Source organism: Micromonospora sp. 15K316 (assembly GCF_004348525.1).
GTDB lineage: Bacteria > Actinomycetota > Actinomycetes > Mycobacteriales > Micromonosporaceae > Micromonospora.
This window is the reverse complement of record NZ_SMKG01000154.1, coordinates 1-14190: the sequence shown is the minus strand read 5'-3', so window position 1 is coordinate 14190 and position 14190 is coordinate 1. Positions and strand designations below refer to the sequence as shown.

At 72.5% G+C, this 14190-nt stretch carries 17 protein-coding genes, 1 pseudogene and 1 riboswitch; of the genes and pseudogenes, 8 read left to right on the top strand and 10 right to left on the bottom strand.

The features are described 5' to 3' along the window. Window positions 1–8: 8 nt before the first annotated feature. A complete protein-coding gene (locus E1211_RS23395) occupies window positions 9–599 on the bottom strand; it encodes an ECF transporter S component (protein ID WP_132351158.1) in 591 nt (196 codons plus the stop codon). A 75-nt stretch (window positions 600–674) separates the two neighbouring features. Then, window positions 675–779: riboswitch (TPP riboswitch) on the bottom strand. A gap of 72 nt (window positions 780–851) precedes the next feature. Here E1211_RS23395 and E1211_RS23390 point away from each other — a divergent pair. The 4 genes from E1211_RS23390 (at window position 852) to E1211_RS23375 (ending at window position 5307) form a co-directional block, all read left to right on the top strand. Next, a complete protein-coding gene (locus E1211_RS23390; protein ID WP_132351157.1) occupies window positions 852–1706 on the top strand; it encodes an alpha/beta fold hydrolase in 855 nt (284 codons plus the stop codon). Further along, window positions 1703–2452: a sugar isomerase domain-containing protein gene (locus E1211_RS23385; protein ID WP_132351156.1), complete on the top strand. Its 750-nt coding sequence runs from the start codon at window positions 1703–1705 to the stop codon at window positions 2450–2452. The genes E1211_RS23390 and E1211_RS23385 overlap by 4 nt, the downstream gene beginning before the upstream one ends. A gap of 178 nt (window positions 2453–2630) precedes the next feature. After that, window positions 2631–3134 carry a DUF6328 family protein gene (locus tag E1211_RS23380; RefSeq protein ID WP_132351155.1) on the top strand — a complete coding sequence of 168 codons (504 nt, stop codon included), beginning with the start codon at window positions 2631–2633 and terminating at the stop codon, window positions 3132–3134. Window positions 3135–3294: 160 nt separating this feature from the next. Beyond that, a complete protein-coding gene (locus E1211_RS23375; RefSeq protein ID WP_132351154.1) occupies window positions 3295–5307 on the top strand; it encodes an acyl-CoA dehydrogenase family protein in 2013 nt (670 codons plus the stop codon). Between the two features lie 309 nt (window positions 5308–5616). On the opposite strand, the gene E1211_RS32665 is transcribed toward E1211_RS23375, so the two are convergent. The 8 genes from E1211_RS32665 to E1211_RS23340 are packed head-to-tail and all read right to left on the bottom strand — an operon-like array spanning window position 5617 to window position 10114. Further along, window positions 5617–5784: a hypothetical protein gene (locus E1211_RS32665; protein ID WP_165947322.1), complete on the bottom strand. Its 168-nt coding sequence runs from the start codon at window positions 5782–5784 to the stop codon at window positions 5617–5619. A gap of 9 nt (window positions 5785–5793) precedes the next feature. Continuing rightward, window positions 5794–6399 (bottom strand): hypothetical protein, encoded by a 606-nt coding sequence (locus E1211_RS23370; RefSeq protein ID WP_132351153.1) that lies wholly within the window; start codon window positions 6397–6399, stop codon window positions 5794–5796. Window positions 6400–6437: 38 nt separating this feature from the next. Then, entirely contained in the window at window positions 6438–6836 is a 399-nt protein-coding gene (locus E1211_RS23365) for a Fur family transcriptional regulator (RefSeq protein ID WP_132351152.1), read from the bottom strand. A gap of 28 nt (window positions 6837–6864) precedes the next feature. Next, window positions 6865–7164, bottom strand: coding sequence for a helix-turn-helix transcriptional regulator (locus E1211_RS23360; protein ID WP_132351151.1), 300 nt, complete (start codon window positions 7162–7164; stop codon window positions 6865–6867). Window positions 7165–7207: 43 nt separating this feature from the next. Then, window positions 7208–8077, bottom strand: a complete 870-nt coding sequence (locus E1211_RS23355; RefSeq protein WP_132351150.1) for a metal ABC transporter permease — start codon at window positions 8075–8077, stop codon at window positions 7208–7210. 4 nt (window positions 8078–8081) lie between these two features. After that, window positions 8082–8843 (bottom strand): metal ABC transporter ATP-binding protein, encoded by a 762-nt coding sequence (locus E1211_RS23350; protein WP_132351149.1) that lies wholly within the window; start codon window positions 8841–8843, stop codon window positions 8082–8084. After that, window positions 8840–9802: a metal ABC transporter substrate-binding protein gene (locus E1211_RS23345; protein ID WP_132351148.1), complete on the bottom strand. Its 963-nt coding sequence runs from the start codon at window positions 9800–9802 to the stop codon at window positions 8840–8842. The genes E1211_RS23350 and E1211_RS23345 overlap by 4 nt, the downstream gene beginning before the upstream one ends. Window positions 9803–9856: 54 nt before the next feature. Further along, entirely contained in the window at window positions 9857–10114 is a 258-nt protein-coding gene (locus E1211_RS23340; protein ID WP_132351147.1) for a DUF6703 family protein, read from the bottom strand. A gap of 27 nt (window positions 10115–10141) precedes the next feature. On the opposite strand from E1211_RS23340, the gene E1211_RS23335 reads away from it, so the two are divergent. From E1211_RS23335 to dusB, 4 genes are all read left to right on the top strand, one after another. After that, entirely contained in the window at window positions 10142–10483 is a 342-nt protein-coding gene (locus tag E1211_RS23335) for an antibiotic biosynthesis monooxygenase (protein WP_132351146.1), read from the top strand. 24 nt (window positions 10484–10507) lie between these two features. Beyond that, the gene (locus E1211_RS23330) at window positions 10508–11077 is read left to right on the top strand and encodes a hypothetical protein (RefSeq protein ID WP_243709658.1); all 570 of its coding nucleotides are present in this window, start codon (window positions 10508–10510) and stop codon (window positions 11075–11077) included. Between the two features lie 117 nt (window positions 11078–11194). Further along, window positions 11195–12574 (top strand): glycine--tRNA ligase, encoded by a 1380-nt coding sequence (locus E1211_RS23325; RefSeq protein WP_132351145.1) that lies wholly within the window; start codon window positions 11195–11197, stop codon window positions 12572–12574. 62 nt (window positions 12575–12636) lie between these two features. Next, window positions 12637–13809 (top strand): tRNA dihydrouridine synthase DusB, encoded by a 1173-nt coding sequence (gene dusB / locus E1211_RS23320; protein ID WP_132351144.1) that lies wholly within the window; start codon window positions 12637–12639, stop codon window positions 13807–13809. A 257-nt stretch (window positions 13810–14066) separates the two neighbouring features. Here dusB and E1211_RS23315 read toward each other — a convergent pair. Continuing rightward, window positions 14067–14190 (bottom strand): annotated as a pseudogene (locus tag E1211_RS23315) (phytochelatin synthase); the annotation flags it as partial.

Below are 14190 nucleotides of genomic sequence, written 5' to 3'. Positions count from 1 at the left end.
GGGGTGGGTTAGATGGCGGTGCGTTCGCGGCCGGCGGGGAAGCGGTCCAGGGCGCCGGTGTTCGCCAGCGCGCGGGTCAGTGCCCAGCCGCCGACACCGGCCACGATCGTCGAGCTGACGACGGTGAGCAGGGCGTACGGGAGCCGGTAGCTCGCCAGGTCGGTCTCGGTGTTCCAGTAGACGAAGTCGAAGATCGCCGCGCTGACGCCGGTGAGCGCGCCGGCCAGCACCGCGGCCGGGAGGCGGAACGAGCGGTACCGGAACGCCGCGAAGGCCAGTTCGGCGCCGATGCCCTGCATCACGCCCTGGACGATCGTGATGCTCGCCCACTGGCTGCCCAGCAGGGCGGAGAGGATCGCGGCGACCGTCTCGCAGTAGAGCGCGGCACCGGGCTTGCGGATGACCAGCCCACCGAGCACGGCCGGAACAAGCCAGACGCCGTAGATCAGCGTCTGCGCCGGCGGGAAGAAGGCGAACGCCGCGTCGGTGGCGCTCCAGACCAGGTTCCAGGCCCAGAAGATGACGCCGAAGGCGACGGCGATCACGGACGCGACGACGATGTCGATGGTGCGCCAGCGATTGGTGTCGGTGCTTTTCATCTGTTTACTCCCAGTTCGGCTGCGGGAACCAGGAGAAGACGCACGCCGCGCCCGGTGTCACCGGACGGCGACGCGGCTGGAGGTCGACCGAACTCCCTGCGCTGGCATTACCCAGATCAGGTTCGAGGGTCTGCGGGCGTGCCCGCACTCTCAGCGCTGTGCGCTCCCCTGTCGGATGTGAAATTGATACACAGACGCTAGCACCGTGGCCAGGGCCGGGCCACGCCGCCCGACCTGGGTAGGCTGCCGATCATGCGCATCGACGTCCGTGGTCTGGAGTTCGTGGTACGCGCCGGCGGCCCGGAGGGTGGCGACCCCGTCCTGCTGCTGCACGGGTTCCCGCAGCACGGCGGGGAGTTCGACGAGGTGGTGCCCGCGCTGCACGCCGCCGGGCTGCGCACGTACGCGCCGGACCAGCGCGGCTACTCGCCCGGCGCCCGGCCGGCGGAGGTCGAGGCGTACCAGCTGCCGGAGCTGGTCGCCGACGCGGTGGCGCTGCTCGACGCGCTCGGCGTCGGGGCGGTGCACCTCGTCGGGCACGACTGGGGCGCGGCCGTCGCCTGGGCGGTCGCCGCGGCGCACCCCGAGCGGGTGCGGACGCTCACCGCCGTCTCGGTGCCACACCCGGCCGCCATGGCGCACGCGCTCGCGCACGACCCGAAGCAGAAGGCCCGCTCGTCGTACATGGCACTGTTCCGCCAGGCCGGAAAGGCGGAGAAGGTGCTGCTGGGGATGCGGGCGGCGGGGCTGCGTCGACTGCTCCGCGGCGTCGGGGACAGCGCCCGGGTGGCGGCGTACGCGGAGCCGATGCGCGAACCCGGCGCGCTGACCGCGGCGCTGAACTGGTACCGGGCGATGTCCGGGGCCGCGCTGGCGGCCGTCGGGCCGGTGACGGTGCCGACCACGTACGTCTGGAGCGACCGCGACACCGCGATCGGTCGCGGCGCCGCCGAGGCGTGCGCGCAGCACGTGGCCGGCGACTACCGCTTCGTGGAGTTGCCCGGGGTGAGCCACTGGATCCCGGACGAGGCGCCGGCGCCGCTGGCCGAGGCGATCCTGGCCCGGGTGGGCGGGGACACAGGTACGGATGGGACGGAGGAGCGATGACGCTGAGCGCCGAGGGCTACCTGGCGATGGTGACCGAGACGATGAACCGGGTGGCCGAGAGCCAGCGGGAGGCGGTCGGCCGCGCGGCCGACCTGATCGCCGAGTCGGTACTTGCCGACGGTGTGGTGCACGCGTTCGGCACCGGGCACTCCGAGGCGCTCGCCATGGAGATCGCCGGCCGGGCCGGCGGGCTGGTGCCCACCAACCGGATCGCGCTGCGCGACCTGGTGCTGCTCGGCGGCGCCCCGGTCGATCTGCTCGGCCCGACCCTGGAGCGGGACCCGGCCGTCGCGCACCGCCTCTACGCGCTGGCCCCGGTCCGCCCGCAGGACGTCTTCGTGCTCGCCTCGAACTCGGGCGTCAACGGCGCGATGGTGGAGTTCGCGTCCGTCGTCAAAGAGAAGGGACACCCCCTGGTGGCGATCACCTCCGCGCTGCACTCCGGTCAGATGGCCTCCCGGCACCCGTCCGGACGCAAGCTCGCCGACTTCGCCGACGTGGTGCTCGACAACGGCGCCCCGTACGGCGACGCGACGCTGCCGCTCCCGGAGGGTGGCGCGGTCGGCGCGGTCTCCTCGATCACCGCCGCCCTGCTCGCGCAGCAGATCACGGTCGAGGTGGTGGCCCGGCTGCTCGCGGCGGGAGAGCGGCCGCCGGTCTACCTCTCGGCCAACATCGCCGGTGGCGACGAGCACAACCACGCGCTCGAGGCCCGGTACGCCGGCCGGATCCGCCGCGGCGCCTGACCCCGGGTCCCCGCTCGGCAGTTGCCCCGGAGGCGATCGCGCCTGCCCCCTGGCTCGGGCGATCGGCGTGGGCCCGCCGGCCCGTCGTGAGTCGGTTTCAGATGACGGGCCGGCGGGCACTGGCGTTCCTGCCGGCGACGCCCTCCGCCGGCATTAGCGTCGGAGCGGGAGGTAGCGCGTGTCCAAGGAGACCGAGCGGCAGCGCTGGCAGCGCAACTTCGCCGATCTGCTCCAAGAGCTGCGGGTGGCGCAGACCGGGGTGCAGATCCTCTTCGCCTTCCTGCTGACGCTGCCGTTCAGCAACGGCTTCACCCGGACGACCGACTTCCAGAAGGACGTCTACGTCGTCTCGTTGCTCGCCGCGGCGGCCGCCACCGCGCTGATCATCTCTCCGGTGGCGTTCCACCGGGCGCTGTTCCGTCAGGGTCGCAAGCCGGAGCTGGTCCGGTTCGCCCACAAGATGGCCAGCGGCGGGCTCGCCTTCATGCTGGTCTCGATGGTCAGTGCCGTCTTGCTGATCACCGACTTCGTCCTCGACCGTCCGCTCGCCTTCGTGCTCAGCGCGCTGACCGGGCTCTGGTTCCTCACCTTCTGGGCGGTGCTGCCGTTCGCCCGCCGGAACTGGGGTGAGGACGACATCGACGACGAGGACGACGACCCTCGTACGCTCACCGGCGACTGATCCTCGCCCTGGTGACCGGGCCCGCCGGGTCGCCGGTCCCCGCCCGCGCCATCGCCGAAAGTCGATCTTTACGTAGAGCTACCCCTGGGTAACAACCGGGGGTAGCGTGGCGTTTGTCGAGCACGTTGACGCAGCGGACCGAGGTTCGAGGGGGGCAGCCGTGACCACGACGCAGAACAGCCGACCCGAGCCGGGCTCCTCCGGCGGCGCTCCGGAGCGACCCGACACCAGTGGTGGCACCGCGGCCCCACTGCCGAACGAGGCGGGGCACGTCTCCGAGAAGGAGGCCCGCCAGGTCGCCGAGGCGGCCCGCGAGTCCACCTGGGACCGTCCGAGCTTCGGCAAGTCGCTCTTCCTCGGCCGGTTCCGACTCGACCTGATCAATCCCTGGCCGAGCTCCGATGCGGGCGAGGACGCCCGGGCCGAGGAGTTCCTCGGCCGGCTCCGGGAGTACCTCGCCACCGAGGTCGACGGCGCGGCGATCGAGCGGGACGCGCGCATCCCCGACGAGGTGTTCCAGGGGCTCGGCCGCCTCGGCGCGTTCGGCATGAAGATCGACCGGGCCTACGGCGGGCTCGGCCTGAGCAACCTCCAGTACTGCCGGGCGCTGATGCTCGCCGGCTCGGTCAGCCCGGCGATCGGCGCCCTGCTCTCCGCGCACCAGTCCATCGGGGTGCCGCAGCCGCTGAAGATGTTCGGCACGCCGGAGCAGAAGCAGCGGTTCCTGCCCCGGCTGGCCGCCGGCGAGGTCTCCGCGTTCCTGCTGACCGAGCCGGACGTCGGCTCCGACCCGGCTCGGCTGGCGACCACCGCCGAGCCGACCGAGGACGGCACCGGCTACCGGCTCAACGGGGTGAAACTCTGGGCGACCAACGGCACCGTGGCGACGCTGCTCGTCGTGATGGCCCGGGTGCCGGCCGCCGAGGGGCGCCGGGGCGGGATCACCGCCTTCGTCGTGGAGGGCGACGCCGACGGCATCACGGTGGAGCGGCGTAACGCCTTCCTCGGCCTGCGTGGCCTGGAGAACAGCCTCACCCGGTTCCACGACGTCTTCGTGCCGAAGGAGAACGTCATCGGGGGCGAGGGCAAGGGGTTGAAGATCGCCTTGACCACGCTCAACACCGGTCGCCTGTCGTTGCCGGCGATGTGCGTGGGCGCCGGCAAGTGGTCCCTGAACGTGGCGCGGCAGTGGGCCGCCGAACGGGTGCAGTGGGGCCGGGCGGTCGGTGAGCACGAGGCGGTCGCCCAGAAGCTCGCCTTCATGGCCGCGACGACGTACGGCATGGAGACCATGCTGGAGATCTGCTGCCGGCTCGCCGACGACGACCGCAACGACATCCGGATCGAGGCGGCGCTGGTCAAGCTCTACGCCAGCGAGATGGCCTGGCGGATCGCCGACGACCTGATCCAGATCCGCGGCGGCCGGGGCTACGAGACGGCGGAGTCGCTGGTCGCCCGGGGCGAGCGCCCGGCCGCCGTCGAGCAGATCCTTCGTGACCTGCGGATCAACCGGATCTTCGAGGGGTCGACCGAGATCATGCATTTGCTGATCGCCCGGGAGGCGGTAGACGCGCACCTCGCGGTCGCCGGGGACATCATCGACCCGGACGCGGGCTTCGGCCGCAAGGCGAAGTCGGGGGCCCGGGCCGGGGTCTTCTACGCGAAGTGGCTGCCCACGCTCGCGGTCGGCCGGGGTCAGAGCCCCCGGGCGTACGCCGAGTTCGGGCCGCTCGCCCGCCATCTGCGGCAGGTGGAGCGGGTGTCGCGCAAGCTCGCCCGGTCGACGTTCTACGCGATGTCGCGCTGGCAGGGGCGGATGGAGCGCAAGCAGGCGTTCCTCGGGCGGATCGTGGACATCGGGGCGGAGCTGTTCGCGATGGCCGCGGTCTGCGTCCGCGCGCACGCCGAGCGGGACACCCGGCCGGAGAACCTCGAACTGGCCGACCTCTTCTGCCGGCAGGCCCGGGTCCGGATCGACGCGCTCCTCACGTCGCTCTGGGAGAACACCGACTCGGTCGACGTCGCGGCGGCGAAGCGGATCCTCGCCGGGCGCTACGCCGACCTGGAGTCCGGTGTGATCACCCCGCCCGACGAGCTGCCCTGGGTGGCCCCCTGGTCCGCCGGGCCGTCCACCGCGACCGACGTCCGCCGTAGGATCCCGCCGCCCCAGTGAGGGTCGACCCTCGGCGTCTCGCGGACGGGCCGGCGGGACGCCGCCGTGGCCAGGTGGGCCGGCAGCGCCCGGCCGCGGTCACGACATGGCGTGCCCCCCCGCATCCTGCGCTGCGGCGGTGGAGACGCATCCCTCTCCACAGCGCCCCGGGCGGCCGCCGGTCACGGGGACGCCGGCCCGGGGGAGTGCCGACTCGGGGACGCCGCTCCGGGGTGCCGCCGACTCGGGGGCCGGCCGACGGCGGGAGACCACCGGGCGCGCGAGGGGGTCAGCGGGCCCGCGCGGGGGGCAGCGAGCCCCGCGCGGGGGTCAGCGGGCGATGGCCCAGGCCAGGATCGCCGCGAGGATCAGCCCGTTGAGCGCCGCCAGCACGAGGTACGCCGCGGGCGGGATACGACGGCCCTTGCGGACGAAGGTGACCAGTACGGCGGCGTAGCCGATCAGCAGGACGGCGATGGCGACCAGGAAGTAGAACACCCGAAGACCTTAGCGGCCCTCCCGCAGGCCGAGTCGGCGCAGCTCCAGTGCGGCGAGCGCGTCGACTGTGGCGTCGTCGCCGCGGCGCCACGCCTCGGCCACGTCGGGCGCGATCCGGGTCAGCCGGCCCAGCGGCTGGCCGGCCAGCGCGCGGAGGGCGAGCAGGTCCCGGCCGGCCGGCGCGGCGGCCAGCTTCGCGGCGGCCCCGGCGCGGCGCATCCAGCGCACCCGCAGCGGCAGCCAGCCGACGAGCACCAGGCCGAGCGGGAAGATCAGCACGGCCACGGCGAGTGCGAGGGCCAACTGGTCGACGAGTTCCTGCTGGTCTCGGCCGGCTTCGGCGAGCGACCGAGCCGCACCGGCGGCGCGCTCGAACGGGGCGGTCAGCTCGTCGCCGACCAGCGGCACCCGGCCGACCTTGCCGCCGGCCTCGGCCAGGTTGTCGGCGAGCCCACCGCCGGCGCCCTCCAGCTTCTGGCCGGGTACGGCGAGCTTCTGCACCAGGTCGTGCAGCCAGAGCGCGCCGCGGATCGCGGCGTACACCCAGACGACGACGAGCAGGTCGGTGAGGAGCTGTCGGGCGGCGGTCGGGAAACGATCGGCGTAAATCTTCACACCGGACAGCGTGTCACGAGCGGAGACCGGCGGCGAGGTCAGCCGGCGCAGCCCGGGCAGGTGCCGAAGATCTCCATGGTGTGGCTCACCTCGGCGTAGCCGTGCTGGGCCGCGACGCGCTCGGCCCAGCTCTCCACGGCCGGACCCGCCACCTCGACCGTCCGTCCGCAGACCCGGCAGACCAGGTGGTGGTGGTGTCCCTCGCTGCACCGGCGGTAGAGGTGTTCGCCGCCCGGTGGGCGCATCACGTCGATCTCGCCGGTGTCGGCGAGCCCCTGCAACGTCCGGTAGACAGTCGTGAGACCGACCCGTTCACCGCGGTCGCGCAGCATCGCGTGCAGGTCCTGCGCGCTGTGGAACCCCTCGACCTCGGCGAGCAGGGCGCTGACGGCACTGCGCTGACGGGTGTTGCGCAGGGTGGCGCTGCTCTCGCTCATCGAGTACCCCCTCTGACCCGTCGATCGGTCATGATCCCTCCCCGGCGTGGCTGACCGCGTCCGCCACGATGTGCGCGACGTGCTCGTCGACCAGGCAGTACGCGATCTCCCGGCCTCGCCGGGAACCACGCACCACACCCGCTCCCCGCAGCACCCGCAGGTGCTGGGAGACCAGGGGCTGCGCCACGCCGAGTTTCTCCACCAACTCGTGCACGCACCGCTCGCCCTCGGCGAGTTCGCTGACGATGGCCAACCGGATCGGGGCCGACAGCGCGCGTAACAGCTCGCTGGCGCCTTCGAAGCCGTCGTAGCCGGATCCGCCGCTCACCCCGTAACGATAACCACTTCCGCCGGGATCGCGCGCGGCGCGGTCACCCGAGCAGGACCTCGTGCGGCTCCGGCGCGGCCGGCGCCGCCGCGGGCACCCGCCGACGGCGCAGCACCCGCCAACCGGCGGCGGCCAGCGCGATCACCAGGAACGAGGCGATCGCCATCAGCACCACCGACGCGCCGGGGGCGGTGTCGGCGTTTGCCGCGACCCAGACGCCCGAGCCGGCGGCGAAGAGGCCGAGGGCCATCGCCGCCGTCATGGTGGTCCGGAAGCCGCGGGTGACCTGCTGGGCGCTCGCCACCGGCACCACCATGAGGGCGCTGATCAGCAGGACGCCGACCGCGCGCATGGCGATCGTCACGGTGACCGCGGTGGTGATCGCGATCAGCATGTTCAGCGTCCGCACCGGCAGGCCGGAGACCCGGGCGTACTCCTCGTCGTGGCTGACCGCGAAGAGCGCCGGGCGCAGCGCGAGCATGGCGACCAGGATCACCGCGCCGAGCACCACGATGGTGGTCAGGTCGGCCGGCGAGATGGTGGTCAGCGACCCGAAGAGGTACGCGTTGAGGTTCGCGCTGGGGCTGTTGGAGAGCCCGACGAGCATCACGCCACCGGCGATGCCGCCGTAGAAGAGGAGCGCCAGGGCGAGGTCTCCGGAGGTGCGTCCGCGGGAGCGGACCAGCTCGATGGCGATCGCGCCGAGGGTCGCCACGATCACCGCCACCAGCACCGGGGAGCGGTTGAGCAGCAGCCCGGCGCCGACCCCGGTCAGCGCCACGTGCCCGATCCCGTCGCCGATCAGCGCCAGCCGGCGCTGCACCAGGTAGATGCCGAGCGCCGGGGCGGCGAGACCGATGACCAGCGCAGCGATCAGGGCGCGTTGCATGTACGGGTACTGGAAGAGTTCCATGGGTTCAGATGCTCCAGAGCCGGGCCGGCTCGTCGTCACAGTGCGGGTGTACGTGGTCGTGGTCGGGCTCGGCGTGGTGACCGGCCGGGTCGGGCACCGGGCCGTCGTGGCAGATGCCACCGTCGTGGACCACGATCGCCCGGCTGATCACCGGCCGCAGCGGGCCCAGCTCGTGTGCCACCAGCAGCACCGTCCCACCGTCGGCGACGAACTCGCGCAGCGCCGCGGCGAACGCCTCCTGGCTCGCCGCGTCCACGCCGGCGGTCGGCTCGTCCAGCACCAGCAGTTCGGGGCGGCCGGCGAGCGCCCGGGCGATCAGGGTGCGCTGCTGCTGGCCGCCGGAGAGAGTGGCGACGGCGTCGTTCGCCCGGTCGGCGAGCCCCACGGCGTGCAGGGCGCGGTCGACGGCGGCCCGATCGGCGGCGCCGGGCGGGCGGAGGATGCCCCGCCGGGCGAGCCGGCCGGAGGCCACCACCTCCCGGACCGTGGCCGGTACGCCACCGCCGGCGCCGAGACGCTGCGGGACGTACCCGATCCGCTCCCACTGCCGGAAGCGACGCAGCGGGCGGTCGAAGAGGGTGACCGACCCGGCGCTCAGCGGCACCAGCCCGAGCACCGACCGGACGAGGGTGGACTTGCCGGAGCCGTTGGCACCGAGTACGGCGACCACCTCACCGGCGGTGACGGTCAGCGAGACGTCACGCAGCACGGCGCGGCCGTCGTAGCCGACGGCCGCGTGCGCGATGGTGATCACGGGTTGGTTCACGAGCAGCCCAGCGCCGTACGCAGCGCCTGCAGGTTCGTACGCATGACTGAAAGGTAGTCCGACGAGCCGCCGTCCTCGGTGAGGCCCTCGATCGGGTCCAGCACGGCGGTCTTCGCGCCGACCTCGGCGGCGAGGGTCTCGGCGATCTTCGGGCTGACCAGCGTCTCGAAGAAGATCGTCGTGGTCTTGTGCTCCCGCGCCTCCTCGGCCACCTCGGCGAGCCGCTGCGGCGAGGGCTCGCTCTCCGGGGTCAGGCCGGTGATGCCGACCTGCTCCAGCCCGTACCGCGCGGCCAGGTAGCCGAAGGCGGTGTGGCTCGTCACGATCTCCTGACGCTGGCAGGTCTTGAGGCCGGTGGCGTACTCGGTGTCGAGCTTCGCCAGGTCGGCGTGGAGCTGCTCGGCGCGGGAGGTGAAGTCGGCGGCCTTGTCCGGGTCGGCCTTGCCCAGCCGGTCGGCGAGCTGGTCGGCGACGGTGGCGAGGCGGGTCGGGTCGAGCCAGAAGTGCGGGTCCTTGCCGCCGAGCGCGGCCGTCTCCTCGGCCTCCTCGCCCTCCTCGCCCTCGTGCTGGTGGCCACCGGCGGCGGCGTCCAGCAGCGGTTCGACGGTCGAGACGTCGAAGGACCGGTCGGCGGCGTTCTGCTGGACCGCCTCGTCCAGCGCCGGCTGGAAGCCCTTCAGGTAGACGACCAGCTCGGCCTGGCTGACCTCGCCCACCTGGCCCGGGGTGAGTTCCAGGTCGTGCGGCTCGGCCCCCGGCTTGACCAGGTTGGTCACCCGGACCGCGTCCCCACCGATGCGCTCGGCGACGAACTGGAGGGGGTAGAACGCGGCCACCACGTCCACCCGCTGCGGGTCGGCGCCGGCGGGGCCGCCGGAGGAGCAGGCCGCGGCGCCACCGAGCGTGAGCAGGGCGACGGTGGTGGCGGCCAGGGTGCGGAGAGTGACGCGGTTGTTCATGTCGTCAACTGTCCGCGATAACGACAATGATTGTCAAAAACGCATGAGTGCATGTCACAGCAGTTTGGCCAGGGCCACCGCCACCAGCAGCGTCAGCATCAGCAGCCGGATCAGGCGGGTCTGCGGCGCCTGCACCGGCCAGGTGGTGGCAAACAGCGCAACCAGGGCCCCGGCGAGCGCCAACAGCAGCACCCCGCCGACCGGGCCGGGCGCGAAGAGGGCGGCCAGCACCAACGCCAGGGTGACCAGGAACACCGCAGTCGGGTTCACCCGGGCCAGCCGGCCCAGCAGGGGGCTCTGCGTACGCTGCATCCCACAGACTCTACGAGGAGGACGCCGGTGCTGGTGACCAACCGGTTCGTGGTCGACGTCGATGTCGCCGACGAGTTCACCGAACGCGCGCACGCCGCCCTCACCGCGCTGGCCGCCCGCCCCGGCTACCTGCGCGGCCAACTGGTCCGGGCGCTCGACGACCCGGCGCACTGGTGTCTGGTCACCGAGTGGGAGTCGGTCGGGGCGTACCGGCGGGCACTGGGCGGCTTCGAGGTCAAGGTCAGCGCGGTACCGCTGCTCGCCCAGTCGCTCGACGAGCCGTCCGCCTACGAGGCGCTCGCCACCGCCGCGCCCGGCGGGGCGGTGGTGGTCAGCGCCAGTGATCGTGCCGCTGGTCCTTACCGCTGAGCCCGCGGGCACTAGATTGCTCGTATGACCGCTCCCGGACCGGCAGCCCCACCGCCGCACCAGTCGCCGCCCGGGCCGCCCGGCGAACAGCCACCCGCCGTGCCCGGTCCGCCGGCGGGGCCGCCCGCCCCGCCGCCCGGGCCCGGAGTGTCGCCGCCGTTCGCCGCGCCCCCCACCGAGGGACGCCGGGCCCGGCTCTGGCTGGGCCTCGGGGTCGGTGCGCTGGCCGTGCTGCTCTGCTGCGGTGGCGGCGGCAGCGCCGTGGTCGGCCTGGCCGTGACCGGTGTGCAGGCGATCCGCGAGCAGGGCCGGACGGTCTCCACCGACTACTACCAGGCGCTCGTCGACCGGAACTACGGCGAGGCGTACGACCAGCTCTGCGACGACGCGCAGCGCCGCGAGTCGCGGGCGGACTTCGAGAGTCGGGTGGCCGCCGAGCCGCAGGTGACCGCGTACCGGCTCGGCGAGGTCGACCCCAACAACCTCACCGTGCCGGTCGACGTGACCCTGGAGGGCGGCCGGCGGGAGCGGCAGCAGGTCCTCCTCGGCCAGGACCGGCAGACCGGCGGCCTGGAGGTCTGCGGGATCAACTGAACGGTCCCCCGGTATTCTGCTGGGCTCGGGCCCCTGCCGTGGCTAGCGTGGTCCCGAACCGCTCGTTCCGTTCCCCGATCACGTCCCCGCCGACCGCCAGCCGGCGTAGGAGGAAACATGCCAGTCGACCGTATCGACGCCGTCGTCAGCCTCGCCAAGCGCCGAGGCTTCGTCTTCCCCTCCAGCGAGATCTACGGAGGCACCCGGTCGGCGTGGGACTACGGTCCGCTCGGCGTGGAGCTCAAGGAGAACGTCCGCCGGCAGTGGTGGAAGACCATGGTCCAGCAGCGCGACGACGTCGTCGGCCTGGACTCGGCCGTCATCCTCGCCAGGAAGGTCTGGGAGGCCTCCGGTCACATCGCCGAGTTCGTCGACCCGCTGACCGAGTGCCAGTTCTGCCACAAGCGGTTCCGCGCCGACCACCTGGAGGAGGCGTACGCCGAGAAGCACGGCAAGCCGCTGACCTCGCTCGCCGAGCTGAACTGCCCGAACTGCGGCAACAAGGGCACCTTCACCGAGCCGAAGATGTTCAACGGCCTGATGAAGACCTACCTCGGCCCGGTGGAGAGCGACGAGGGTCTGCACTACCTGCGGCCGGAGACCGCCCAGGGCATCTTCGTCAACTACAAGAACGTCGAGACGGTCGCCCGCAAGAAGCCGCCGTTCGGCATCGCGCAGACCGGCAAGTCGTTCCGCAACGAGATCACCCCGGGCAACTTCATCTTCCGTACCCGTGAGTTCGAGCAGATGGAGATGGAGTTCTTCGTCGAGCCGGGCACCGACGAGCAGTGGCACGAGTACTGGCTCCAGGAGCGCTGGAACTGGTACCTCGACCTCGGCCTCTCCGCGGACAACCTGCGCCTCTACGAGCACCCGAAGGAGAAGCTGTCGCACTACTCGAAGCGGACCGTCGACATCGAGTACCGCTTCCAGTTCGGTGGTAGCGAGTTCGCGGAGCTGGAGGGCATCGCCAACCGGACCGACTTCGACCTCTCCACGCACAGCAAGCACTCCGGCGTCGACCTCTCCTACTTCGACCAGGCCAAGAGCGAGCGCTGGATGCCGTACGTGATCGAGCCGGCCGCCGGCCTCACCCGGGCGGTGCTCGCCTTCCTGCTCGAGGCGTACGACGAGGACGAGGCGCCGAACACGAAGGGCGGCGTGGACAAGCGGACGGTCATGCGCTTCGACCCGCGGCTCGCGCCGGTCAAGGTCGCCGTGCTGCCGCTGTCCCGCAACGAGGCGCTCTCGCCGAAGGCCAAAGAGCTCGCCGCGAACCTGCGCAAGCGCTGGGTGGTGGAGTTCGACGACTCGCAGGCGATCGGCCGGCGCTACCGCCGCCAGGACGAGATCGGCACGCCGTTCTGCGTCACTGTCGACTTCGACACCCTGGACGACAACGCCGTCACCGTACGCAACCGGGACACCATGGGTCAGGAGCGGATCTCCCTGGACCAGGTCGAGCGCTACCTGATCGAGCGTCTCCCCGGCTGCTGAGCTGGGCCGCGGGGCTCCGGCGGTGCGCGAGAGCGCCCGTCGGGGCCCCGTACACTTGTGCGGTGAGTGCTCCGACCCTGCCCCGACTGCGTCCGCTGACACTCGGGCGGCACCAGGTGTGGCCGCCGGTGGTACTGGCGCCGATGGCCGGGATCACCAACGTCGGCTTCCGGCAGCTCTGCCGGGAGCAGGGCGGCGGCATCTACGTCTGCGAGATGATCACCACAGTCGCGCTGGTCGAGCGGAACCCGAAGACGCTGCGGATGATCGCCTTCGGCGCGGACGAGCAGCCCCGCAGCCTCCAGCTCTACGGCACCGACCCGGGGACCACCGCTGCGGCCGTGCGGATCGTCGTCGAACGGGATCTCGCCGATCACATCGACCTGAACTTCGGCTGTCCGGTGCCGAAGGTGACCCGCAAGGGCGGGGGAGCGGCGTTGCCGTGGCGGCGGCGGCTCTTCGCCCGGCTGGTGAAGGCCGCAGTGGACGCCGCGTCTCCGGCCGGGGTGCCGGTCACCGTCAAAATGCGCAAGGGCATCGACGACGACCACCTGACGTACGTCGAGGCGGGGCTCGCGGCCCAGGACGCCGGGGTGGCCGCGGTGGCGCTGCACGGGCGGACGGCCGCGCAACGCTACTCGGGCACCGCCGACTGGGACGCCATCGCCACCCTCAAGCAGGCCCTGGACGTGCCGGTGCTCGGCAACGGCGACATCTGGGAGGCGGACGACGCGCTGCGGATGGTCGCCCACACCGGCGCCGACGGAGTGGTGGTCGGCCGGGGTTGCCTGGGCCGCCCCTGGCTCTTCGCCGACCTGGAGGCCGCCTTCAACGGCCGCCCCGAACGCCGGCTGCCCACCCTCGGTGAGGTGCGGACGACCATGCGCCGGCACGCGGAGCTGCTGGTCGAGCAGTTCAGCGTCGGCGCGCGTACGCCGGGCCGGGGCGAGCGGGACGGCTGCACCGACTTCCGCAAGCACGTCGCCTGGTACCTGAAGGGCTTCCCGGTCGGCGGCGAGCTGCGCCGCGAGCTGGCGATGATCGAGAGCCTGGCCCAGCTGGACGACCTGCTCGCCAAGCTCGACCCGAGCGTGCCGTTCCCCATGGAGACCCTGGGCCAGCCGCGCGGCCGCACCAACTCGCCGGGCAAGGTCTTCCTGCCCGACGGCTGGCTCGCGAGCCGCGACGACGACACCGTGCCGGAGGGCGCCGAACTCGCCGACTCCGGCGGCTGACCCGTCCGGGCTGCCCGGGCTCCGAGATCGGTGCGGTCCCCGCGAAGCGGCCCGGGAGCGGGCGGCGCGGTTCGGGGGCCCGGCCCGGTTCGGGGGTCTGGCCTGGTTCGGGGGTCTGGCTGGTTCGGGGGTTCGGCCCGGAGCGAGGGTCTGGCCCGGTTCGAGGGCCCGCCTCGGGGTGAGACGCGGAGACGATGAAAGGGCCGGCCCCCTGGTGGGGGGTCGGCCCTTTCGGTTGTTGTGGTGTGGTGTCTGGGTCAGTTGGTGGAGTAGCCGCGGGTGGCGATCCAGTCGGCGAGGTGCTCGACGGTGATGCGGTAGGAGGCCGTGTTGGGGTTGGCGCTGTCGGCGATGGTGGCGGTGTTGCCGTTGTCGCGGTAG